The sequence below is a fragment of the Neisseria sp. genome (assembly GCF_030523955.1).
GTDB lineage: Bacteria > Pseudomonadota > Gammaproteobacteria > Burkholderiales > Neisseriaceae > Neisseria.
This window is the reverse complement of record NZ_JAUNHL010000028.1, coordinates 15,191-37,484: the sequence shown is the minus strand read 5'-3', so window position 1 is coordinate 37,484 and position 22,294 is coordinate 15,191. Positions and strand designations below refer to the sequence as shown.

The window sequence follows — 22,294 nt, the reverse complement described above, 5'->3', positions numbered from 1 at the left end:
TACTGCTTTATGGGCACCTCTTCGCATTTGTTGCACTTAGATTGTCAATTCAAGGCCAAAAAATACATTGGATTGAGCATATCATAAACTGCTATAAATTGTTAATTAGCAGGTGGTTTGGCTGCATACGAATTTAGAAAAATAATATCGTAACAAAATAACTATTTCGATTTGCCTGTATGCTTGTTTTTAACAGAATTTAGGGATGTATCACAAGATTTCCGCAGAATTTTTTAGATAAAGTGATGAATATTTTGCGGTAAATCAAGAAGTAGCGTTGTTGTGAAATTAAATAACATTGTTTGATATAAAACAAGAAATTTCATTTAATTTAAAGATATCAATTGGTTAATATTGTATTTTTGTATGAGATAGTTTCTAAAGGTAATTGCTAATTTTGTATGAAATATAATTATTTATTTTTAAATCATGAATTTATATTTTTTATATTTGCTTTTTGATGAGAAACAGATTTTCAGACAGGCATATCTTGAGTACAGGCAGTTAATGTAGCTTGAAAAAGAACTCTGTTACACTTTAAAAAAATAATATTGATTTTAAAAGAAAAAATGAAAAACATTCTCAATCACAGTAAGTAATTGGATTACAGGTAGACCACTATGAGCACACAAGAACCGTACCGTTTAATTATCGACGGGCAGGAGGTTTATGCCTCGCCCGATTCATCCATCATTCAGGCTTTTGCCCATGCAGGCCAGGCGCTGACTGCGAATGTGGGTTGCATGGGGCAGGGAGTTTGCGGTTCTTGCCGCTGCCTGATCCGCCGCGAGGGTGAGCGTGATGTCACCACCGCACTGGCCTGCGAAACCAAAGTTGAGCCCGGTATGCAAGTCAGCTTTCTGGATTATTTTATTCCCGAGCATGTGCATTATTACGATGTGGCTGAGGCGGGCGACGGCTGGAACTGGTTGGACGATGCGGCGCGTTATTTTCCCGAAGCGGCGCATTGCCGTCATTGCGGCGGTTGCGACCGAGCTTGTCCGAAAGGCCTTCATGTACAAGATGGCGTGGCCGAGGTGGTGGCGGGCGAGTTTTCTGCTGCGGCCCAAACGTTTGACGAATGTGTGATGTGCAATTTGTGTACCTTGGCCTGCCCGGAAAACATCCGGCCCAATCACGTCGGCCTGTTTGCCCGCCGTATGCGCTCGGCACGTATGCTGCGTCCGATAGACTTGATGCGTCGCCTGCAGCAAATCGATAACGGCGCGATGCGCGTGGATATCCACGCTTTACAAGAGGAGGTAGGTTCATGACACATCCCGTATCCGGCATTGATTATGCCCAAGCTTTGGCTGCCTTACGTTCTTCCTCGTTGGAAATGCGCTCGGATTCTTTACCGAAAGACGCTTTGTTGAGCGGCTTTCATCCTGATTATAACGACGGTGCGCGTATCAAGCTGCCGGTTGGCGCCAATGCCGGTGAGTTTTGCCATCCGCAATTGGCGCAGTTGTTGTTGAGCCAACCGCTGATTCAGGACTTCGATTTGGCAGGAGCCGAACAAATCGATACCGATGTGCTGGTGATCGGCGGCGGCGGCGCAGGTGCGGCGGCGGCGTTGGCAGCGGCTGAGGGGGGCGCGTCTGTGATGATGGCCAACAAACTGCGTATCGGTGACAGCAACACCGTAATGGCCGAAGGCGGTATTCAGGCTGCGGTGGGCGAAGACGATAGTTTGCAGCAGCACTTCGAAGACACCATTAAGGGTGGTCATCATGCCGGCAACAAAGAATTGGTGGCCCAAATGGTTACCGACGGTCCGGCGGCCATCCGCTGGCTTATCGGCTTGGGCATGAATTTCGATTTGAAACCCGGCTCGGACAACAGCGGTTATTTGCAACGTAAACGCGCGGGCGGTACCACGATTGCGCGCGTGTTGTGTTATCGCGATTTCACTGGCCTTGAAATGATGAGGGTATTGCGTGAGGCGGTAGAGTTGGATCGCAGAATTACTTTGTTGAACCGTTGCCCGGCCATCGAATTGTTGTCGGACGAACGCGGAAATTGCGTCGGTGCGGTGTTGTACGATTTGGAAAACCGCAAGCTGGTTATGGTGCAGGCCAAAGCGGTGATCTTGGCTACCGGCGGCAGCGGCCGTTTGCATCTGCAGGGGTTTGCTACTTCCAATCATTACGGCGCAACGGCCGACGGTTTGGTATTGGCTTACCGTATGGGCGTGAAGCTGAGAGATGTCGATTCCTTCCAATACCATCCCACCGGCGTGGCCTATCCCTCTTATTTGGCCGGTGCGCTGATTTCCGAAGCGGTACGCTCGGCGGGTACTCAGTTGGTGAATGGTTTGGGCGAGCGGTTTGTCGATGAATTGCAACCGCGCGATGTGGTGGCGGCGGCGATTTTGCGAGAAGTGGCAGAAGGCCGCGGTGTAGTACGCGACGGTCAGGTCGGCGTATTTCTTGATACCCCGCGCCTGATTGCCAAGGATCCGGACGTATTGAAGCGTTTGGTATCGCTCTCGCATGTTGCCCATAAATGCGGTATTGATCCGGCGGTTGAACCGATGTTGATTCATCCGACTTTGCATTATCAAAACGGCGGCATGCAAATTGATGCCAACGGTGCGACTTCGGTACCCGGTTTGTACGGAGCAGGCGAGGTAACCGGCGGTATTCACGGCCGCAACCGCTTGATGGGCAATGCATTGCTGGACATCATCAGCTTCGGCCGTCGTGCCGGTGCTGCGGCAGCGGCCGGTATCGAGCGTTCCAACCATCCGTTTAACAAAAAACGCGGCAGTTTAGGCCACGTCTATAACCTGCAACGGGAAATGACCCATGCGGGCATCCGCAGTACGGTGAAAGCACCGGTACTTTATCCTGACTACGGCAGTTTCGATTTGCGTGAACACGCACGTCTCAAGGAGAACCATCATGGCTGAAAATAAGGTAAACCAAGTATTGCTGAATCCGAAACGCTTGGTCGGCGCCGATTTGGGCGCTTGGCTGGAAGCGGGCGGCGGCCGCGGTTTGCAGGTGGCGCTGGATAATCCGGCAACTATTGTGGCCACGCTTGAGGCTGCCGGTTTGGGCGGTATGGGCGGCGCTGGCTTCCCGACTTGGCGCAAATGGGAAGCGGCGGTGAATGCGAAAAGCAAAAACGGCGGCAAATATGTGGTGTGCAACGCCAATGAGGACGAGCCGGGTACTTTTAAAGACCGTTTTTTACTGGAACATACCCCGCACCAAGTGATTGAAGGCACTTTGATTGCCGCGGTGGCCTGCCGTGCCAATCATGTGGTGATGTACATAAATCCCCATCAAAAAGAATCGATTGCGGCCGTGGGCGCGGCAATCGGGCAATGGCGGCAACACGAGTTGTTTGCGCAGATAGAGACTTATCTGGGCGAGCCCTTGTCGCTGAAATTAGTGGAAACTTCCGGCCGCTATATCGGCGGCGAAGAAACGGCGGTGGTGTCGTGGTTGAACGGCGGTTTTCCGTTTCCGCACCGCAAGCCGCCGTATCCGGCCGAGAGCGGGGTAAATGATGATCCGACGCTCATCAATAACACCGAAACCTTTGCCAACGTGCCCAATATTCTGGCCAACGGCGCCGAATGGTACCGCGGTTTGGGCGAAGGCGGGGCGGCGGGTACCAAGCTTTATTCGCTCTCCGGCGACGTATTGAAACCGGGTTTGTACGAATTACCGATGGGCACCACGCTCAAAGAGCTGATCTTCGAACACGGCGGCGGCATGTTGGAAGGCCGGGCGTTTAAAGCGGTGTTCACCGGCGGCCCTTCCAATACCTTGCTGACGGCTAAGGATTTGGACGTACCGCTGGATTTTATCTCGGTACGCGAGCGCCATTCGAGCTTGGGTACCGGTGCGATGATTGTGATTTCCGAAGGTACGAGCGTGGTGCGCAAGGTGTGCGAGTATGTTGAATTTTTCGCCACCAATTCCTGCGGCCAGTGCCCACCTTGCAAAGGCGGCACCTTCCAGTTGTCGCGCTTACTGCACCGGGTAGACAGCGGTGTGGCCACCGATGACGATTTGCACGCTCTGCAAAACCTCTGCCGTCTGTTGCCGCACAGCGGCCGCTGCGGTTTGATAGACGGCGCGGTCACCGTTACCCAAAGCTCGATGCGTACCTTCCCGCAAGAGTACGGCTTATCTGAAGCACCGCAATCATTTTAACGATATGGTTTTCAGACAGGCATTTGATTTACATTTGATTTAAAGGAAAGAATGCCTGTCTGAAAAAATAAAAATATATAAAAACAAAGATTTTACGCATCACGGAAATCCATAGGTTTGGTGTTAAACATCGAACATACGGCTGAAAACCGATGACGGCGGCAAATAAAAAAGCGGTTGCGCATTGCTTCTTTCGGTCGTGTTTCAACTCAATTCCAATTTTGGAGATACATCATGGGTTTCAAACCAACTCCCACACTAGTAGCGCTGGCCTTGGCGCTGGTTATCTGGCTGATTCCGGTGCCTGAGGGCGTCACCGCCAATGCTTGGCATTTGCTGGCCTTGTTTGTCGGCATTATCGCGGCGATTATCGGCAAAGCCATGCCCATCGGTGCCGTCGCGATCATCGGCATTACACTGGTTGCTTTGCTGGGCATCACCGTGCCCGAAGTCGATCCGGAAACCGGCAAGGCGATTGCCAATCCGGCCGGGCAGGCGGCCAAAGATGCTTTGAGCAGCCTCAATAACACATTGATCTGGATGATCGGCGTGGCCATCATGATTTCGCGCGGCTTGCTGAAAACCGGTTTGGGTACGCGCTTTGGCTATATGTTTATTGCCATTTGGGGCAAGCGTACGCTCGGTGTGGCCTACAGCCTCGTGATTTCCGATTTGGTGCTCGCCCCTGTAACCCCCAGCAACACCGCCCGCGGCGGTGCCATCGTGCATCCGGTGATGAGGGCGATTGCCGCCAGTTTTGATTCCGACCCGGAAAACCATACCGAAGGCAGAATCGGTAAATATCTCGCATTGGTGAATTATCACGCCAATATCATTTCCTGCATGCTGTTTATCACCGCCACCGCCCCGAATCCGCTGGTGGTGAAATTGATTGCCGAAGCCACCAATTCCAATATTTCGATCTCTTGGGGCACTTGGTTTGTCGCGATGGTGGTGCCCGGTATGGTGGCGATGATTTTGATGCCGCTGATTTTGTTCTGGCTTTATCCGCCGGAAATCAAACAAACGCCCAATGCCACCGATCTGGCCAAACAGAAATTGAAAGAAATGGGGCCGATGAGCCGCAACGAATGGATTATGCTCGGCATTTTCGCCTTGCTGCTGGTGTTGTGGGCCGGCGTTCCGGCGATGATTTTCGGTAAAGCAGCTGCGGTGGACGCCACCACCACCACCTTTATCGGCCTTTCCTTGTTACTGCTGACCGGCGTGCTCACTTGGGATGACGTGCTGAAAGAAAAAAGCGCTTGGGATACCGTTATCTGGTTTGCCGCTTTGGTGATGATGGCAACTTTCCTCAATAAATTGGGTTTGATCAGCTGGTTCTCCGGCGTGTTGGAAGAAGGTATTTCCGGTTTGGGATTAAACTGGGTAGCCGGTTGCGCCTTACTGACCTTGGCGTATATTTATTCGCACTATATGTTTGCCAGCGGCACCGCGCACGTTACCGCCATGCTCGGCGCATTTTACGCCACCGGCCTCGCCCTTGGTGCTCCGCCGATGCTGTATGCACTGGTATTGGCCGCCTCCACCAGCATCATGATGTCGCTTACCCACTATGCTTCGGGCTCTTCGCCGGTGATTTACGGCTCCGGCTACGTTACCATGACCGAATGGTGGAAAGCCGGCTTTATCATGAGTGTGGTCGAAATCATTATTTTCGCTACGGTCGGCGTGATGTGGTGGAAACTGTTGGGTTATTGGTAATTAATTGTTATTTATTAAAAATGCCTGTCTGAAAGTTTTTCAGACAGGCATTTTGTTTTTAATCAGTTTTGGCGTTTTAAACCATACGGTTAATGATTGGCTATGATATATTGATATACGAATTGTATATTTCTTTTTTAATCAATATGCTTTGTTTTACGGCAGATTCGGGCTGCTGTCGAACCCCTTCTGCTTTTGTCGCTGTTGTACTTAACCTTACCTTAAAGGAAATACATCATGTCTTCTAATCAAATCGTGGATGCCATCAGCCTCAAATTCCCTGCTTATTATCATTATACGCCGATAGATACGGTTTACCGCTGGAGCGACCGGCAATATGGTTACGGCCAGCCCACTTATCATTATGCCCGTGGCTTCGGTGCGGACAGCATCGTTTATGGTTCCTACACACGGGATAAGGCATGGCCTAAAACTACTTTGACCTTTCAAGACGGCCAATTGGAGGATGCGGTATTCACCCGTTCCGGCTGGGATTTGCTGATCCGGCCGTTTGGTAATCATGAAACCATCAAAGTAGAGCAGTATTTCGCTGAATTTCACAATTATGGATCATCTTTTTATCAAACACATAAAAACATCCAATTTGAATTCAACGGCCAGACTTACGGCTACGAAGACATCCTTACGCGGATTGTCGGATTGGCCGGACCCGAGGGTTTGAGCGGTAGCAGCCAAAATGATGTGCTGTTTGGCGGTACCGGTGAAAACCAGCTCTCGGGAGAAGCGGGCGACGATACCTTGTATGGTTTCGAGGGGAATGATGTGCTCTCCGGCGGCAGCGGTAATGACGAACTGCACGGTCATGACGGCAATGATATCTTGTTGGGCGGAGACGGTAACGATGTACTGTATGCCGGGTTTGGTAACGATACGCTGACAGGCGGTGCCGGCGACGACATGATGTATGACACCAAAATCAACAGCTATGGCGAAAATACGGTACAAACCTTTATTTTTGCATCGGGGCACGGAAAAGATACCGTTATCCTCAATAGCGATTTGAATGGTTTGAATATCTTCCGTTTTCAAAATGCAGATTCATCTTCTGCCGTTTATAGTCGACAAGGCAGCGATTTGCTGATTCAGGCTTATGGCGACGGCAGCCAAGTTTTGGTACGGGATGTATTTGGCGATGAAGGCGAATTTATCAAAAACGACGTACAGTTTGAGTTTGCCGATAAGAAGCTGACCTCCGCCGAAGTAAAAGCGCTGATTAACGGCCTGAATTTACCGGATACCGAAACCATCAACCGAATTGCCGGCACATGGGAGGATGATGCGTTGGCAGGCAGCAGCGGTAAAGATGAAATTACCGGTGGCGGCGGTAACGACACTTTTATCGGTGAGGCGGGAAATGATACGCTGATTGGAAGTTATGGTGCCGATACCTATGTATTCGAGCGCGGGCATGGAGCGGATATCATTCAAGAAAGCAGCTCTCAGCTTAATACCTTGCTGTTTAACGATGCACAATTGGCGGATGCGCAGTTCATCCGAAGCGGAAACGATTTGATTATTAAGGCATATGGCGGAGAGGATCAAGTTGCCGTTCAGAATTATTTCAGCTATATCGCCGGTTATTTCCAATTCGCTTTCAGCGATCAGACTCTAACGCCCGAAGATATGGGGCAAGTCAGCATCCGTTTTGAAGGCAGCAGCAGAAACGACGATTATCTGGCCGGCGCCGCTACACAGGATGAAATATACGGCAATGCCGGTAATGATCAATTATTCACTTACGCAGGCAACGATACATTGGTTGGCGGTAGCGGCGATGATTTGCTCAGCGGCGGCGAAGGAGCGGATACCTATATTTTCGAGCGCGGCCACGGGCACGATAAAGTATTTGATTACGGTGAAGGTGCCGCTGATACCAATACCTTGCGTTTCAAAGGTGCCAACTATTTCTACAATTATTTTTCCCGTTCGGGCAATGATTTAATCATTAATGCTTTTGGCCAGAATAGTGGCGACAGTGTGGTGATCCGCCGTTATTTTGCCGGCCAGATATATCTGAGTGAAAACGACCAGACTGCGAATCAAGATTACCGTTATTATCAATTCGAATTTGATGATAAAACCATCACTTATCAGGACATGGCATCGCTTAGTATCAGAGGTGCCGGTAGTGCTAATGACGATATACTGTTGGGATCAAACACCTTGGACACTATTTTTGCCGGTTTGGGTAACGACCAAGTCGCAGGCGGTTCCGGAAACGATCAGCTGTACGGCGGTGCCGGTAACGACCAACTGTGGGGAGATGCGGGCGATGACGGTTTGTATGGTGAAAATGGTGACGATACCTTAACCGGCGGCGAAGGCAGAGACACTTTGTCGGGCGGCCACGGTAACGACAAACTATCCGGCGGTGACGGTGATGACCGGCTAGAAGGCGATAACGGTAACGATGAACTTGACGGCGGCAACGGTAACGACCGTATATTCGGCGGCAACGGCAATGATACCCTCGTCGGCGGTTTCGCCAACGATACGCTCAATGGCGGTACCGGCGGCGATACTTATGTTTTCAGTAAGTTATACGGCCAAGACGTGATTACCGATGTCGGCCGGGCAACAGAAAAAGATACCATCCGATTTACCGATATCCGGCCTGAAGAAATTATATTCAAGAAAGAGGGTAATCATCTGATTTTATCCGACGCGGAAGAAGGCAGCTCGGTACAACTTTCCAATTTCTTCAGCAGTTCCGTGTTTCAGATAGAGGTTTTCGAGTTCGCAGGGCAAACGATAACCAACCCCGACTTTGTGAAATATACGAATAACAGCGATCAAAGCTATTCGATGGCGGTTTTCCCGGTGGATATTACCGTGAACGAATCATCATCAGCCGCAATTGTCTAATCCTACATTTCAGCAAAATGCCTGTCTGAAAAAATTCAGACAGGCATTTTTATTTTTATAAAGAAAACAAATATCACATCTGCTTTACAGCAGGTGGGCAACGCCTGCTTTCTCTTCTTCCAATTCTTTCAGCGTGATATTGATACGCTCTTGGCTGAAATCATCGATTTCCAAACCTTCCACAATTTTGTATTCGCCGTTTTCGCAGGTTACCGGGAAACCGAACATGGTTTCCTCGGGAATACCGTAAGAACCGTCGGAAGGAATACCCATGGTTACCCATTTGCCGTTGGTGCCCAATACCCAGTCGCGTACGTGATCGATGGCTGCATTGGCGGCTGAGGCAGCGGAAGACAAGCCGCGCGCTTCGATAATCGCCGCACCGCGTTTGCCAACGGTAGGCAGGAATACTTCGGCATTCCACACTTGATCGTTGATCATGTCTTTAACGCTTTCGCCGTTAATGGTGGCAAAGCGGTAATCGGCGTACATGGTCGGCGAGTGGTTGCCCCATACGCACAGTTTCTCAATATCCTTAACCGACTGGCCGGTTTTCTCGGCAATTTGGCTGGCTGCACGGTTGTGATCCAGGCGCAGCATCGCGGTAAAGTTTTTAGCAGGCAGATCCGGAGCCGATTTCATGGCAATGTAAGCATTGGTGTTGGCCGGATTGCCAACCACCAATACTTTTACGTCACGGCTGGCCACTTTGTTCAGGGCTGCGCCTTGAACGGTGAAGATTTCGGCATTGGCCTGCAACAAATCGGCACGTTCCATACCTTTGCTGCGCGGACGGGCACCCACCAAAATAGCAATATCGGCATCTTTGAAAGCCACTTCAGGATCATCGGAAGCAACCATGTCGGCCAGCAGAGGGAAAGCACAGTCTTGCAATTCCATCATCACGCCTTTAACTGCATTTTGCGCCTGCGGCAAATCCAGTAATTGCAGAATAACCGGTTGGTCTTTACCCAGCATTTCACCGCTGGCGATGCGGAACAATAAGCTATAACCAATTTGGCCTGCAGCACCGGTAACGGCTACGCGAACGGGTGTTTTCATACCAAAGTTCTCCTTTAAGACAATAATGAATAAAAAATAAGACAATAATGAATAAAAAAGCAGCATAAACTATGCAGCAAAATTAGAAACGGCAACAGTCTCGGCAATACGAAAGATAATATCGTAATCTTCGACCGTACAGACAGGCTTATCATACCAATATTTGTAGGATAGTGTAACCATATTTTGTAAATATCTATCACTGAGACTCAAACTCGGTAATTTCCGCGTATCTAGTGAGTGTTGGGCGCATCCTTTAATTGTTCGGCATGATAAATATATTAAATGGTCAAGTTTGCAACACAATTGCGCTTTGGTTGCTTAAATAATTGTTGATGCTGGAAATCTTGGTTATTACAAAAGTATAAAGGTAAAATGTTGCTAAATTTCACTTAAAATTATGATAAAAAAGACTACCCAATAAGAGATAAACAAGGTAAATTATAGGTTAAAGTAGTTTGCTGTAATCGCAAGCAAGCTGCGTTTTAACTTCAAACAAACCACGGTCATTTTTTAATATTAATATATTCAAGGAACTGAAATGCAGACAAAAAAACGACCTGTATTTCTGGATCTCCAGCAAATTAAGCTGCCGATTCCAGGGATAGTTTCGATTTTGCATCGCATCAGCGGCGTTATCCTTTTTGTGATGTTGCCTATTCTGCTGGCTTTGTTGGGCGGATCGTTAAGCAGTGGCGAAACTTTCGATACCTATAAGGCTTGGGCGGATAACTTTTTAGTGAAATTGATACTGATCGGTGTACTGTGGGCATTGATGCATCATTTGATTGCTGGTGTACGCTTTTTGCTGCTGGACGCGCACTTGGGTTTGGAATTGGAAACCGCACGTAAAACCGCGCGTATTGTTTTGATTTCAGGTGTTGTATCTGCTTTGGTGCTGGGAGTCGCTCTATGGTAAATCGTAAACTTGCCGGTGCTCATTACGGTTTGCGTGATTGGGCAATGCAGCGTGCAACTGCTGTGATTATGTTGGTTTATACCGTTATTTTCTTTTTCTTCCTGCTGGGTATGATCGGAGCGGATGACTATTCCGAATGGCAGGCATTTTTCGGTAAAACTTGGGTGAAAGTATTTACTCAGGTTACTTTCTTGGCGCTTTTCCTGCATGCTTGGGTGGGGATGCGCGATTTGTGGATGGACTACATCAAACCTTTTGGTCTGCGTTTGTTTCTGCAATGTGCAACCATCGTGTGGTTGGTAGGCTGTGCCGTATATTCTATTAAAGTAATCTGGGGGTAATGATGAGTTTTCCTGTTAGAAAATTTGACGCCGTTATCGTAGGCGGCGGTGGTGCCGGTTTGCGTGCTGCATTGCAGTTGTCCAAAGCTGGCCTTAATACTGCTGTTTTATCTAAAGTTTTTCCAACCCGTTCTCATACAGTAGCGGCGCAAGGCGGTATTTCCGCTTCATTGGGTAATGTGCAGGAAGACCATTGGACTTGGCACATGTATGATACTGTAAAAGGTTCCGACTGGCTGGGTGACCAAGATGCCATCGAATTCATGACCCGCCGTGCACCGGAAGCTGTTATTGAGTTGGAACACATGGGCATGCCGTTTGACCGTGTAGAAAGCGGAAAAATTTACCAACGTCCGTTCGGTGGCCATACTGCAGAACATGGTAAACGCGCAGTGGAGCGGGCTTGTGCGGTAGCCGACCGTACCGGTCATGCCATGTTGCACACGTTGTATCAGCAAAATGTACGCGCGAACACACAGTTTTTTGTGGAATGGACTGCGTTGGACTTGATTCGCGATGAAAACGGTGATGTGGTAGGTGTAACCGTAATGGAAATGGAAAGCGGTGATGTTTACATTTTCCATGCTAAAGCCGTATTGTTTGCTACCGGCGGGGCTGGCCGTATCTATGCTTCTTCTACCAACGCATTTATGAATACCGGTGACGGATTGGGTATTTGTGCCCGTGCGGGTATTCCGTTGGAGGATATGGAATTTTGGCAATTCCATCCGACAGGTGTAGCAGGTGCAGGTGTGTTGATTACGGAAGGTGTGCGCGGTGAGGGTGGTATTTTGTTGAATGCCAACGGCGAGCGCTTCATGGAACGCTATGCGCCGACCGTTAAAGACTTGGCTTCGCGCGATGTAGTGTCTCGTGCGATGGCAATGGAAATTTACGAAGGTCGCGGCTGTGGTGTGAATAAAGATCACGTATTGTTGAAAATTGATCACATCGGCGCTGAAAAAATTATGGAGAAGCTGCCGGGGATTCGAGAGATTTCTATTCAATTTGCTGGTATCGATCCGATTAAGGATCCGATTCCCGTGGTGCCGACTACGCACTATATGATGGGCGGCATTCCGACCAACTATTTAGGCGAAGTAACCGTACCGGAGGGTGATAATCCTGAAGTGGTGGTTAAAGGTCTGTACGCTGCCGGTGAATGTGCCTGTGCTTCGGTACATGGAGCTAACCGTTTGGGTACTAACTCGTTGCTTGACTTGGTGGTATTTGGTAAGTCGGCCGGTGACAGTATGATTAATTTCATTAATCAGCAATCCGATTGGAAACCGCTGCCTGCCAATGCTGGCGAGTTCACCAAAGAGCGCCTAAACCGCCTGAATAATCAATCCGGTGGTGAAAATGTGGATGAATTGCGTCGTGAGCTGCAGCGTACCGTACAGTTGCATGCCGGCGTATTCCGTACCGATGCGATTCTGAAAGAAGGCGTAGACAAAGTATTGGCTTTGTATGAGCGAAGCAAAAATACTGAAATCAAGGATAAGAGCCAAGTGTGGAATACGGCACGTATCGAAGCTTTGGAATTGGATAATTTGATGGAGGTGGCGAAAGCGACACTGATTTCTGCCGAGGCACGTAAAGAATCGCGTGGTGCCCACGCTTCTGATGATCATCCTGATCGCGATGATGAAAACTGGATGAAACATACCTTGTTTTATTCGGCAGATAACAGTCTGCACTACAAACCGGTTCACACAAAACCATTGACTGTCGATTACATCGAACCGGCCAAACGCGTTTATTAAGGAACACATAAATGGAAAAAGTACGTTTCAAAGTGTACCGCTATAATCCCGATGTGGATGCTAAGCCATACATGAAAGATTATGAAATCGAAATTGAACCGACCGACGTGAAACTACTGGACGCGATGGTGAAAATTAAAGCTCAGGATGACAGCTTTTCCTTCCGCCGTTCCTGTCGTGAAGGTATTTGTGGTTCGGATGGTATGAATATCAATGGTAAAAACGGATTGGCCTGTTTGACTGATATTCGTAGCCTGCAGCAGCCCATCGTACTGCGTCCCCTGCCTGGCTTGCCGGTTATCCGCGATTTGATTGTGGACATGACCCAGTTCTTCAAGCAGTATCATTCCATCAAGCCTTACGTGGTGAATGATACGCCTGCTGATCCTAACCGTGAGCGCTTGCAATCTCAGGAAGACCGCAAGGAATTAGACGGCTTGTATGAATGCATTCTGTGTGCTTGTTGCTCGACTGCTTGCCCATCTTTCTGGTGGAACCCTGATAAGTTTGTCGGTCCGTCCGGACTATTGAATGCATATCGTTTTATCGCTGATAGCCGCGATACCATCACTAATGAGCGGTTGGATAATTTAAACGACCCTTATCGATTGTTCCGTTGTCATACCATCATGAACTGCGTTGATGTGTGCCCGAAACACTTGAATCCGACCCGTGCCATCGGTAAGATTAAAGAAATTATGTTGAAACGAGCCATTTGATATGGCAACTTTCGATGAAACAGCTAAGCGGCGTATCCGCTTTCTGACTCGCCGTGGATTGCTCGAGCTTGATATTGTGCTCGGGCGGTTCATGGAAAAAGAGTTCGATAATCTGAGTGATGAAGAATTATCAGTATTCGTGGAAATTTTGGAGTTGCCCGATCCCAGTTTTTTGGCATTGGTTAATGAAAAAGAAGAAACGGACAATCCTGAATTCAAATCGTTGCTGGATAAAATCAGACGGTGTTAACTGTTAGAAAAAACCTGACCTAGAAGAATAAAGGAGTATATAAAGATGTCCCAAACAATGAAAGTGCAACTCGAAGGCAAAGAAGTATTGGAATTACCGGTATTGAAAGGTACCTTAGGTAATGATGTAGTTGATATCCGAGCTTTTACCAAGGGTACGGATATGTTCACTTTTGACCCTGGCTTTGTCTCAACTGCAAGCTGTGAGTCGAAAATAACTTTTATCGATGGCGACAAAGGTTATCTGTATTACCGCGGTTATCCGATTGAGCAATTGGCCGAGCATGGTGATTATCTGGAAACTTGTTACTTGCTGATTTACGGCGAGTTACCTACCGCGGAACAAAAAGCGCAATTTGTCGAAACTGTAACCAAACATACCATGGTGCATGAGCAATTGACATGGTTCTTCCGCGGTTTCCGCCGTGATGCTCACCCAATGGCGATGATGGTGGGCGTGGTTGGCGCTTTATCTGCTTTCTATCAAGACAGTTTGGAAATTTCTGATCCTGAACACCGCAAAGTGGCGATTTATCGTTTGATTTCTAAAATTCCGACTATTGCTGCAATGTGTTACCGTTATTCCAAAGGCTTGCCGTTCAACTATCCACGTAACGACTTGTCTTACACTGCCAACTTCATGCACATGATGTTTGCTACTCCAACCGAACCTTACGAGCCGAATCCGGTATTGGTTCGTGCATTGGATCGTATTTTCACTTTACATGCAGACCATGAGCAAAATGCCTCTACGTCTACTGTTCGCTTGGCCGGTTCTTCAGGTGCTAACCCGTTTGCCTGTATTGCTGCCGGTATTGCCAGTCTTTGGGGGCCGTCTCATGGCGGTGCTAATGAAGCCGTATTGAAAATGCTGGATGAAATCGGTGATGTTTCTAATGTAGCCGAATTTATGGAAGGTGTAAAAGCCAAGAAATACCGCTTGATGGGCTTTGGCCACCGTGTTTATAAAAATATGGATCCGCGAGCGGCCATTATGAAGAAAACTTGTGATGAAGTATTGCGTGAATTGGGCTTGGAAGACGATCCGCAATTCAAGCTGGCAATGGAGTTGGAACGCATTGCTTTGAACGATCCTTACTTCATTGAGAAGAAACTGTACCCGAATGTGGACTTCTATTCAGGTATCGTTCTGTCTGCATTAGGTATTCCGGTGTCCATGTTTACAGTGATTTTTGCGCTGGCGCGTACCGTAGGCTGGATCTCGCACTGGCATGAAATGATCAGCGATCCGGGGCAGAAAATTGGTCGCCCGCGTCAATTGTACACAGGTTCTCCACGCCGGGATTATCTGCCGGTAGACAAACGTTAATGTTTGTTGAGGTCGTTAATTTTTCAGACAGGTATATGCCTGTCTGAAAAGCCGACTAAATTATTTAACAAGAGGGTGGAATAGATACGTTATTGAAACATGCCCAGTGTATGTATCCAATTTTACGCGCCTTTCTGCCTTTATTCATTTTAGGGTATGACGTCATGATGGACGAACAACAAGGTTTTTCTTATTTATTCGGTTCGAACGCCCCTTATATTGAGGAGTTGTACGAAAATTATTTGAATGATCCCAATTCCGTAGACGAACATTGGAAGCAGTATTTCTCCGAGTTGGTGTTGCAGCCGGGTGCGGTGGAGCGTGATGTAGCGCACCGCCCGATTCAGGAATCTTTTGCTAATTTAGCGAAGACCCGTGCAACTTCAGCAGGAACTGTTGATGAAAATATGCTGAAGAAACAGGTAGGCGTATTGCGTTTAATGTCGGCCTATCGTATTCAGGGATCCGGTGCTGCCAATTTGGATCCGCTCAAGCGCAAACCTCCGGTGCATGTAGAAGCCTTAGAACCTGCTTATCATGGTTTGGGTGATGCTGATATGGCGCTTAAATTCAGTATGGGTGAAGGTGACTTTGCAGATATGGCTGATAAATTGCCCTTGTCTGAAATCATTAGTAAACTCAAACAAACCTATTGCGGCAATATCGGTATCGAATACATGTACATCCCCGATAGCAAAGAGCGTCGTTGGATTCGTAATTATTTCGAAGGCAGCTTGTCTACTCCGAAATTTAGTGCGGAAGAGAAGCGAGACTTATTGAAACAGGTTACGGCCGCAGAAACGCTGGAACGCTATCTGCATACCAAATATGTCGGCCAGAAGCGTTTCTCGGTAGAAGGTGGCGAAAGTGCGATTGTTGGCCTTAATTACTTGATTCAGCATGCTGGCAAAGACGGTGTGGAAGAGGTGATTATCGGTATGGCCCACCGTGGTCGTTTAAACGTTTTGGTGAACACGCTGGGTAAACTGCCGCGAGATCTGTTTGCCGAATTCGAAGGCAAAGCGGAAGTAAAACTACCTAGCGGCGACGTCAAATACCACATGGGCTTTAATTCCGATATTGCTACGCCGAATGGTCCGATGCATGTAACCTTGGCATTTAACCCTTCTCACTTGGAAATTGTTAATCCGGTGGTAGAAGGTTCCGTACGTGCCAAACAACGCCGCCGCGGTTCTGATGGCCGGGCCCAAGTATTGCCAGTATTGATTCATGGCGACTCGGCTTTTATTGGTTTGGGCGTTAACCAAGCGACATTCAATATGTCGAAAACCCGTGGTTATACCACCGGTGGTACCATTCATATGGTTATCAATAACCAGATTGGTTTTACCACTTCAGATGTACGTGATACCCGTTCTACTACCTATTGCACCGATATCGCCAAAATGGTGGATGCACCGGTATTCCATGTAAACGGGGATGATCCTGAGGCGGTTTGTTTTGTGGTACAGGCTGCTCTGGATTACCGTAGGGAATTCCAGAAAGATGTGGTTATCGACATCGTATGTTACCGCAAACTCGGCCATAACGAGGGCGATGATCCTTTGCTGACTCAGCCGATGATGTATAAAGCCGTATCTAAACATCCGGGTACTCGTGCGATTTTTGCTGATAAGCTGGTTGCAGAAGGTGTTATTAAACCTGAGGATGCGGAGGGCTATATTCAAGCTTACCGTGACGCTTTGGATAAAGGCGAGCATGTCGAGCAAACTCGGTTAACCGATTATGAAAGCAAACACCGCGTAGACTGGTCTAAATACGCCGGCCAAGATTGGCGTGAAGCGGTAGAAAGCGGCTTGCCGGCAGCTGATATCCAGCGCTTGGCAGATAAATTTACCTCAGTACCGGAAAATTTCAATCTTCATCCGACTGTGAAGAAAATGCTGGAGGGCCGCAAAGCCATGGCAGCAGGTGAGCAACCGATTGACTGGGGTATGGCGGAAACCATCGCTTATGCAAGCTTGGTTACCAACGGCACTGCAGTACGTATTTCCGGTGAAGACTCCGGTCGTGGCACCTTCTCACACCGACATGCCGTATTGCATGACCAGAAACGTGAGAAGTTCGACCAAGGTGATTATGTACCGCTCAAGCATATGAGCGAGAATCAAGCTGATTTCATCGTTATTGACTCCATCTTGAACGAAGAAGCGGTGATGGCTTATGAATACGGGTTTGCCTGCTCTGCCCCTGATAAGCTGGTGATTTGGGAGGCACAATTCGGTGACTTCGCCAACGGTGCACAAGTAGTGATTGACCAGTTTATTTCTTCAGGCGAAACCAAGTGGGGCCGCTTGTGCGGTCTGACCACCATTTTGCCGCACGGTTACGATGGGCAAGGTCCCGAGCACTCATCTGCCCGCTTGGAGCGTTGGCTGCAACTGTGTTCCGAAGAAAATATGCAGATTGTAATGCCTTCCGAAGCTTCGCAGATGTTCCATATTTTGCGCCGTCAAGCATTGCGTTCTTATCGTAAACCCCTTGTTATCTTCATGTCGAAACGTCTGTTGCGTTTTAAAGACTCGATGAGCCCGCTGACTAACTTCACTGAGGGTAGTACTTTCCGCCCGGTTATCGGTGATACTGTTGAACGCAAGGATAACGGTAGCGTTAAACGCATAGTGATGTGTTCAGGTCAAGTTTACTATGACTTGGATAAAGCGCGCCAAGAAAACGGCTTGACTGATGATATTGCGATTATCCGTGTGGAGCAGCTCTATCCTTTCCCTTATGCGGAAGCGGAAGCAGAATTGGCCAAATATCCGAATGCCAAAGAAATCGTTTGGACTCAGGAGGAGCCGAAGAACCAAGGGGCATGGTATCAAACCCGCCACCGTTTGGAGCGCATGAGTAAAGCTGGGCAAACCGTGTCTTTCGCTGGTCGTCCGAGCAGTGCCTCACCTGCTGTTGGTTACCTGAGTAAACATGTCGCCCAATTGAAACAATTGGTTGAAGATGCGCTAGGCCTTAAATAACAAACTTCTCCGGCTGTTTGAAACCTCTTTCTCTTCAGACAGCCGATTTTACATACACTTGGAGAAAAACATGATTGTTGAAGTAAAAGTACCGGTATTTGCTGAGAGTGTGTCTGAAGGCACTTTACTTTCTTGGCATAAAAAAGTCGGTGAAGCCGTAGCACGTGATGAAGTTTTGATTGATATCGAAACCGATAAAGTGGTGTTGGAAGTTCCGGCACCGCAAGCGGGTGTATTGGTTGAAATCTTGATTCAAGATGGTGAAGTTGTGGAGTCACAGCAATTGTTGGCTAAGATTGATACCGAAGCCCAAGCCAGTGCCGGGGCGCCTGCTACTGCAACCGAGTCCACTGCGGCGCCTGCCGCTGCTGCACCCGCTGCAAGCAACAACAGCCAAGCCGGAGTAGCGATGCCTGCTGCTGCTAAACTGGCTGCCGAAAAAGGTGTGGACATCAACAGCGTACAAGGATCAGGTCGTGATGGCCGTGTTTTGAAAGAAGACGTACAAAACGCCAGCCCGGCAGCTGCACAAACCAATGTATCTACCGCTCCTGCTGCACCGCTGCCTTTGGGTAACCGTCCGGAGCAACGAGTACCGATGAGCCGCCTGCGCGCACGTGTGGCCGAACGCTTGTTGGCTTCCCAGCAGGAAAACGCCATCCTGACTACCTTCAATGAAGTTAACATGAAGCCGGTGATGGATTTGCGTAATAAGTACAAAGAAAAATTTGAGAAAGAGCACGGTGTTAAACTGGGCTTTATGTCTTTCTTTGTGAAAGCGGCCGTCGCTGCGCTGAAAAAATATCCGGTGGTCAATGCTTCTGTAGATGGTAAAGACATTGTTTACCACGGTTATTTCGATATCGGCATCGCCATTGGCAGCCCGCGTGGTTTGGTAGTGCCGATTCTGCGTGACGCAGACCAAATGAGCATTGCCGATATCGAAAAAGCGATTATGGATTATGCTGCTAAAGCCAAAGACGGAAAAATCGCAATTGAAGATTTAACCGGCGGTACTTTCAGCATTACCAACGGCGGTACTTTCGGTTCGATGATGTCCACCCCCATCATTAATCCGCCGCAATCGGCTATTTTGGGCATGCATGCTACTAAAGAGCGTGCAGTAGTGGAGAACGGCCAAGTGGTGGTGCGTCCGATGATGTATCTGGCTTTGTCTTATGATCACCGCATCATTGATGGTCGTGAAGCCGTATTAACGCTGGTAACCATCAAAGACCTGTTGGAAGACCCGGCACGTTTATTGCTGGATCTGTAACATGATCCGCGTGTCAACCTTCTGGTTGGCACGCGGTTTCGCTTCGCGGCAAGCAGCGGTGATACGAAGTATATATTTCAATTGATATTTAAAGGTATCGCTGTAATCGTGAGGAGATAAGAATGAAGGCTAAATTCTATTATTTGTTGTTACCTGCAATTTTTTTAACAGCTTGTGCATCTCATCATGCATACTCGGTGGAAGCATATAGCAGTAAAGGACGCCTGTTGAGTAAGCGGGCGGATTTGGACAGCAATAAAGAAGGGATAGAGATGGCACGCCAGACGTTGTGCAAAACCTATCCGAATGCCATTATTAAAGTCACTAATAATGCGACCGGCAAAGAAGTTGAACGCAGATCTTGCCGTTAAACAGGAACATAATTCTTGAAACAAAGTGTTGCTTGTTTTTCAGACAGGCATACTGATATCTAAACATATCAAATAGCAATAGAAAAGGATAAAGAAGATGTCACAATTTGACGTGGTGGTTATCGGCGCAGGGCCAGGTGGTTATGTAGCCGCTATCCGTGCCGCCCAATTGGGTTTTAAAACAGCTTGTATTGATGCGGGTGTCAACAAAGCCGGTGACGCACCGGCTTTGGGCGGTACCTGCTTGAATGTTGGTTGTATTCCCTCTAAAGCATTGTTGCAGTCGAGTGAACATTTTCATGCTGCACAACACGATTTTGCCGAGCATGGTATTACCGTGGGCGATGTAAAATTCGACGCAGCGAAAATGATTGAGCGCAAAGACGAGATTGTCACCAAACTGACCGGCGGTATCGGTTTTCTATTTAAGAAAAATAAAGTTGAAAGCCTGCACGGTAAAGGTTCTTTTGTAGGCAAAAACGGTGATTTATATCAAATCGAAGTCGACAATAAGGGTGAGAAAACTGTTGTCGAGGCCAAGCATGTTATCGTGGCAACCGGTTCGGTACCGCGCCCGCTGCCGCAAATCGCGATTGATAATGTCAACGTACTGGATAACGAAGGTGCGCTGAATTTGACCGCAGTGCCTGCAAAACTAGGTGTGATTGGTTCAGGTGTGATTGGTTTGGAGATGGGTTCGGTATGGAACCGAGTGGGTTCTACAGTCACCATTCTGGAAGCGATGCCGACTTTCTTGGCTGCCGCTGATCAGCAAATTGCCAAAGAAGCCTTCAAATACTTCACCAAAGAGCAAGGTTTGAATATTGAGCTTGGTGTGAAAATTGGCGATATTCAAAATGTAGACGGTGGCGTGGAAGTAAAATTTGAAACCGCACAAGGCGAAGCCAAAACCGAAGTGTTTGACAAGTTGATTATTTCAATTGGCCGTATTCCTAATACCAGCGGTTTGAATGCCGAAGCGGTGGGTTTGGAAAAAGACGAGCGCGGTTTTGTGAAAGTAGACGATGAATGCCGCACCAATCTGCCTAACGTGTGGGCGATTGGCGACGTGGTGCGCGGCCCGATGCTGGCTCACAAAGCCAGTGACGAAGGTGTAGCCGTAGCCGAACGCATTGCTGGCCAGAAACCGCATATTGATTTCAACAGTATCCCGTTTGTGATTTACACCGATCCGGAAATCGCTTGGGTGGGTAAAACCGAGGAGCAGTTAAAGGCCGAAGGTGTGGAATACAAGAAAGGCACTTCAGGCTTTGGTGCCAACGGTCGTGCATTGGGTTTGGGCAAAGCGAAAGGCACCGTTAAGGTATTGGCTTGTGCCAAAACCGACCGCTTGCTAGGTGTGCACATGGTAGGCCCGATGGTAAGCGAACTGGTGGCAGAAGGTGTAACCGCGCTGGAATTCAAAGCCAGCAGCGAAGACATCGCCCGCATCGTCCATGCACACCCGACATTATCGGAAGTGGTGCACGAAGCTTGCTTGGCTGCGGATAAACGCGCTTTGCATGGCTAACAGACGTCTGAATTGCCCCTGAATAACGGAATTTAGAAAAACATAATTTAACTACCGTGAGACCACTCTGTGCCGTATCTTTTCAGACAGGCATAGAGTGGTTTTTGTTTGTATACTGATTTATATGAAGCGAAAAACTTCATTCCTCACATGTTGTTGCTGCGCTTTAATTCTTAAGTAAAGAGAACGATTTTGTAGCTGCTGAAGGTGTCAGAATCAGTTCCGTACTACTTTTGTACTGTCTGCGGCTTGCTGCCTTGTATCGAAGTAATTAAATCCGCTATATTGCTTTTGGGTGCTTCTTTACTCAGCTTCAGCACTTGTGCGATTTGATTTCGTTCTGCGCTGCTTCAATATATCGATGATACGTAATGACTATAGATTTCTTTATAAGGTTTCCGCTACAAGTGAAATGTTAAATCATGATGACTTTTGATAAGGAAAGACTATTGTTTGATTTGTCATGTTAGTTATGATGCATGAAAGTGACAGAATAGATTTATGTTTGGGTCAAATGCTTATCTAAGTTGGACAAAGTAAAGCTATGCAGGCAAAATAAGCAAACTATCGTTATGAATTTTAAGCAAAGAGATTGGGATTGGCTCAGATTTATTGAGTATTATTTCAATGCATTATACGGGTTACCGGATTTACTTATTTACTGAAAGAAAGGATAAATATGCCGCAGTGGAAATTAGACGTAACGGGTATGGCAAGCAAAGAAGATTCAAAAAAATTGATTGCTAAAGGTGAGGAAGTATCAGGTGTTCGCATGGTGAATGCTAATCATGAAACCGGTGTGGTTGTCGTTACCCATACGGCTGATGGCTTTGATCAGGCTACCTTTAAAGCAGCTATTGCTGAATTAGGATTTAACAGCTAATGCTCACTATTTTCAAATAATGAAATATCTTACAATCAAAATGCCTGTCTGAAAATTTTCAGACAGGC

17 protein-coding genes are annotated in these 22,294 nt (G+C 47.8%); 16 read left to right on the top strand and 1 reads right to left on the bottom strand.

Going from position 1 to position 22,294, the window contains the following annotated elements:
• Nucleotides 1-620: 620 nt before the first annotated feature.
• The 5 genes from Q4C79_RS07510 (at nt 621) to Q4C79_RS07490 (ending at nt 8,783) form a co-directional block, all read left to right on the top strand.
• Nucleotides 621-1,274, top strand: coding sequence for a 4Fe-4S dicluster domain-containing protein (locus Q4C79_RS07510; protein WP_303090403.1), 654 nt, complete (start codon nt 621-623; stop codon nt 1,272-1,274).
• A complete protein-coding gene (locus Q4C79_RS07505) occupies nt 1,271-2,914 on the top strand; it encodes an FAD-binding protein (RefSeq protein ID WP_303090402.1) in 1,644 nt (547 codons plus the stop codon). Before Q4C79_RS07510 ends, Q4C79_RS07505 begins: the two co-directional genes overlap by 4 nt.
• A complete protein-coding gene (locus Q4C79_RS07500) occupies nt 2,907-4,172 on the top strand; it encodes an NADH-quinone oxidoreductase subunit F (RefSeq protein ID WP_303090401.1) in 1,266 nt (421 codons plus the stop codon). Before Q4C79_RS07505 ends, Q4C79_RS07500 begins: the two co-directional genes overlap by 8 nt.
• Nucleotides 4,173-4,406: 234 nt before the next feature.
• Nucleotides 4,407-5,897 carry a DASS family sodium-coupled anion symporter gene (locus Q4C79_RS07495; protein WP_303090400.1) on the top strand — a complete coding sequence of 497 codons (1,491 nt, stop codon included), beginning with the start codon at nt 4,407-4,409 and terminating at the stop codon, nt 5,895-5,897.
• A gap of 237 nt (nt 5,898-6,134) precedes the next feature.
• Entirely contained in the window at nt 6,135-8,783 is a 2,649-nt protein-coding gene (locus tag Q4C79_RS07490; RefSeq protein ID WP_303090399.1) for a calcium-binding protein, read from the top strand.
• Between the two features lie 84 nt (nt 8,784-8,867).
• On the opposite strand, the gene Q4C79_RS07485 is transcribed toward Q4C79_RS07490, so the two are convergent.
• Nucleotides 8,868-9,845, bottom strand: a complete 978-nt coding sequence (locus Q4C79_RS07485; RefSeq protein WP_303090398.1) for a malate dehydrogenase — start codon at nt 9,843-9,845, stop codon at nt 8,868-8,870.
• Nucleotides 9,846-10,386: 541 nt separating this feature from the next.
• Here Q4C79_RS07485 and sdhC point away from each other — a divergent pair.
• From sdhC to Q4C79_RS07430, 11 genes are all read left to right on the top strand, one after another.
• Nucleotides 10,387-10,764, top strand: a complete 378-nt coding sequence (gene sdhC, locus Q4C79_RS07480) for a succinate dehydrogenase, cytochrome b556 subunit (RefSeq protein ID WP_303090397.1) — start codon at nt 10,387-10,389, stop codon at nt 10,762-10,764.
• A complete protein-coding gene (gene sdhD / locus Q4C79_RS07475; RefSeq protein ID WP_303090396.1) occupies nt 10,758-11,105 on the top strand; it encodes a succinate dehydrogenase, hydrophobic membrane anchor protein in 348 nt (115 codons plus the stop codon). The genes sdhC and sdhD overlap by 7 nt, the downstream gene beginning before the upstream one ends.
• A gap of 2 nt (nt 11,106-11,107) precedes the next feature.
• Entirely contained in the window at nt 11,108-12,871 is a 1,764-nt protein-coding gene (sdhA, locus tag Q4C79_RS07470; RefSeq protein ID WP_303090405.1) for a succinate dehydrogenase flavoprotein subunit, read from the top strand.
• 11 nt (nt 12,872-12,882) lie between these two features.
• Nucleotides 12,883-13,590, top strand: coding sequence for a succinate dehydrogenase iron-sulfur subunit (locus tag Q4C79_RS07465; protein WP_303090395.1), 708 nt, complete (start codon nt 12,883-12,885; stop codon nt 13,588-13,590).
• A 1-nt stretch (nt 13,591) separates the two neighbouring features.
• Nucleotides 13,592-13,840, top strand: a complete 249-nt coding sequence (locus Q4C79_RS07460; RefSeq protein WP_303090394.1) for a succinate dehydrogenase assembly factor 2 — start codon at nt 13,592-13,594, stop codon at nt 13,838-13,840.
• A gap of 45 nt (nt 13,841-13,885) precedes the next feature.
• Nucleotides 13,886-15,169 (top strand): citrate synthase, encoded by a 1,284-nt coding sequence (gltA, locus tag Q4C79_RS07455; protein ID WP_303090393.1) that lies wholly within the window; start codon nt 13,886-13,888, stop codon nt 15,167-15,169.
• A gap of 164 nt (nt 15,170-15,333) precedes the next feature.
• Nucleotides 15,334-18,165 carry a 2-oxoglutarate dehydrogenase E1 component gene (locus Q4C79_RS07450; RefSeq protein WP_303090392.1) on the top strand — a complete coding sequence of 944 codons (2,832 nt, stop codon included), beginning with the start codon at nt 15,334-15,336 and terminating at the stop codon, nt 18,163-18,165.
• A gap of 70 nt (nt 18,166-18,235) precedes the next feature.
• The gene (odhB, locus tag Q4C79_RS07445) at nt 18,236-19,441 is read left to right on the top strand and encodes a 2-oxoglutarate dehydrogenase complex dihydrolipoyllysine-residue succinyltransferase (RefSeq protein ID WP_303090391.1); all 1,206 of its coding nucleotides are present in this window, start codon (nt 18,236-18,238) and stop codon (nt 19,439-19,441) included.
• Between the two features lie 122 nt (nt 19,442-19,563).
• On the top strand, nt 19,564-19,812 hold the full coding sequence (locus Q4C79_RS07440) for a hypothetical protein (protein WP_303090390.1): 249 nt from the start codon (nt 19,564-19,566) through the stop codon (nt 19,810-19,812).
• Between the two features lie 97 nt (nt 19,813-19,909).
• Entirely contained in the window at nt 19,910-21,343 is a 1,434-nt protein-coding gene (gene lpdA / locus Q4C79_RS07435) for a dihydrolipoyl dehydrogenase (RefSeq protein ID WP_303090389.1), read from the top strand.
• A gap of 679 nt (nt 21,344-22,022) precedes the next feature.
• A complete protein-coding gene (locus tag Q4C79_RS07430) occupies nt 22,023-22,226 on the top strand; it encodes a heavy-metal-associated domain-containing protein (protein ID WP_303090388.1) in 204 nt (67 codons plus the stop codon).
• The last annotated feature ends 68 nt before the right edge of the window (nt 22,227-22,294 follow it).

What these genes read in the sequence shown, in the direction of transcription:
- Q4C79_RS07510 (WP_303090403.1), top strand. Translation starts at nt 621, where the DNA reads ATGAGCACACAAGAACCGTACCGTTTAATTATCGACGGGCAGGAGGTT.
- Q4C79_RS07505 (WP_303090402.1), top strand. Translation starts at nt 1,271, where the DNA reads ATGACACATCCCGTATCCGGCATTGATTATGCCCAAGCTTTGGCTGCC.
- Q4C79_RS07500 (WP_303090401.1), top strand. Translation starts at nt 2,907, where the DNA reads ATGGCTGAAAATAAGGTAAACCAAGTATTGCTGAATCCGAAACGCTTG.
- Q4C79_RS07495 (WP_303090400.1), top strand. Translation starts at nt 4,407, where the DNA reads ATGGGTTTCAAACCAACTCCCACACTAGTAGCGCTGGCCTTGGCGCTG.
- Q4C79_RS07490 (WP_303090399.1), top strand. Translation starts at nt 6,135, where the DNA reads ATGTCTTCTAATCAAATCGTGGATGCCATCAGCCTCAAATTCCCTGCT.
- Q4C79_RS07485 (WP_303090398.1), bottom strand. Translation starts at nt 9,845, where the DNA reads ATGAAAACACCCGTTCGCGTAGCCGTTACCGGTGCTGCAGGCCAAATT.
- sdhC (WP_303090397.1), top strand. Translation starts at nt 10,387, where the DNA reads ATGCAGACAAAAAAACGACCTGTATTTCTGGATCTCCAGCAAATTAAG.
- sdhD (WP_303090396.1), top strand. Translation starts at nt 10,758, where the DNA reads ATGGTAAATCGTAAACTTGCCGGTGCTCATTACGGTTTGCGTGATTGG.
- sdhA (WP_303090405.1), top strand. Translation starts at nt 11,108, where the DNA reads ATGAGTTTTCCTGTTAGAAAATTTGACGCCGTTATCGTAGGCGGCGGT.
- Q4C79_RS07465 (WP_303090395.1), top strand. Translation starts at nt 12,883, where the DNA reads ATGGAAAAAGTACGTTTCAAAGTGTACCGCTATAATCCCGATGTGGAT.
- Q4C79_RS07460 (WP_303090394.1), top strand. Translation starts at nt 13,592, where the DNA reads ATGGCAACTTTCGATGAAACAGCTAAGCGGCGTATCCGCTTTCTGACT.
- gltA (WP_303090393.1), top strand. Translation starts at nt 13,886, where the DNA reads ATGTCCCAAACAATGAAAGTGCAACTCGAAGGCAAAGAAGTATTGGAA.
- Q4C79_RS07450 (WP_303090392.1), top strand. Translation starts at nt 15,334, where the DNA reads ATGATGGACGAACAACAAGGTTTTTCTTATTTATTCGGTTCGAACGCC.
- odhB (WP_303090391.1), top strand. Translation starts at nt 18,236, where the DNA reads ATGATTGTTGAAGTAAAAGTACCGGTATTTGCTGAGAGTGTGTCTGAA.
- Q4C79_RS07440 (WP_303090390.1), top strand. Translation starts at nt 19,564, where the DNA reads ATGAAGGCTAAATTCTATTATTTGTTGTTACCTGCAATTTTTTTAACA.
- lpdA (WP_303090389.1), top strand. Translation starts at nt 19,910, where the DNA reads ATGTCACAATTTGACGTGGTGGTTATCGGCGCAGGGCCAGGTGGTTAT.
- Q4C79_RS07430 (WP_303090388.1), top strand. Translation starts at nt 22,023, where the DNA reads ATGCCGCAGTGGAAATTAGACGTAACGGGTATGGCAAGCAAAGAAGAT.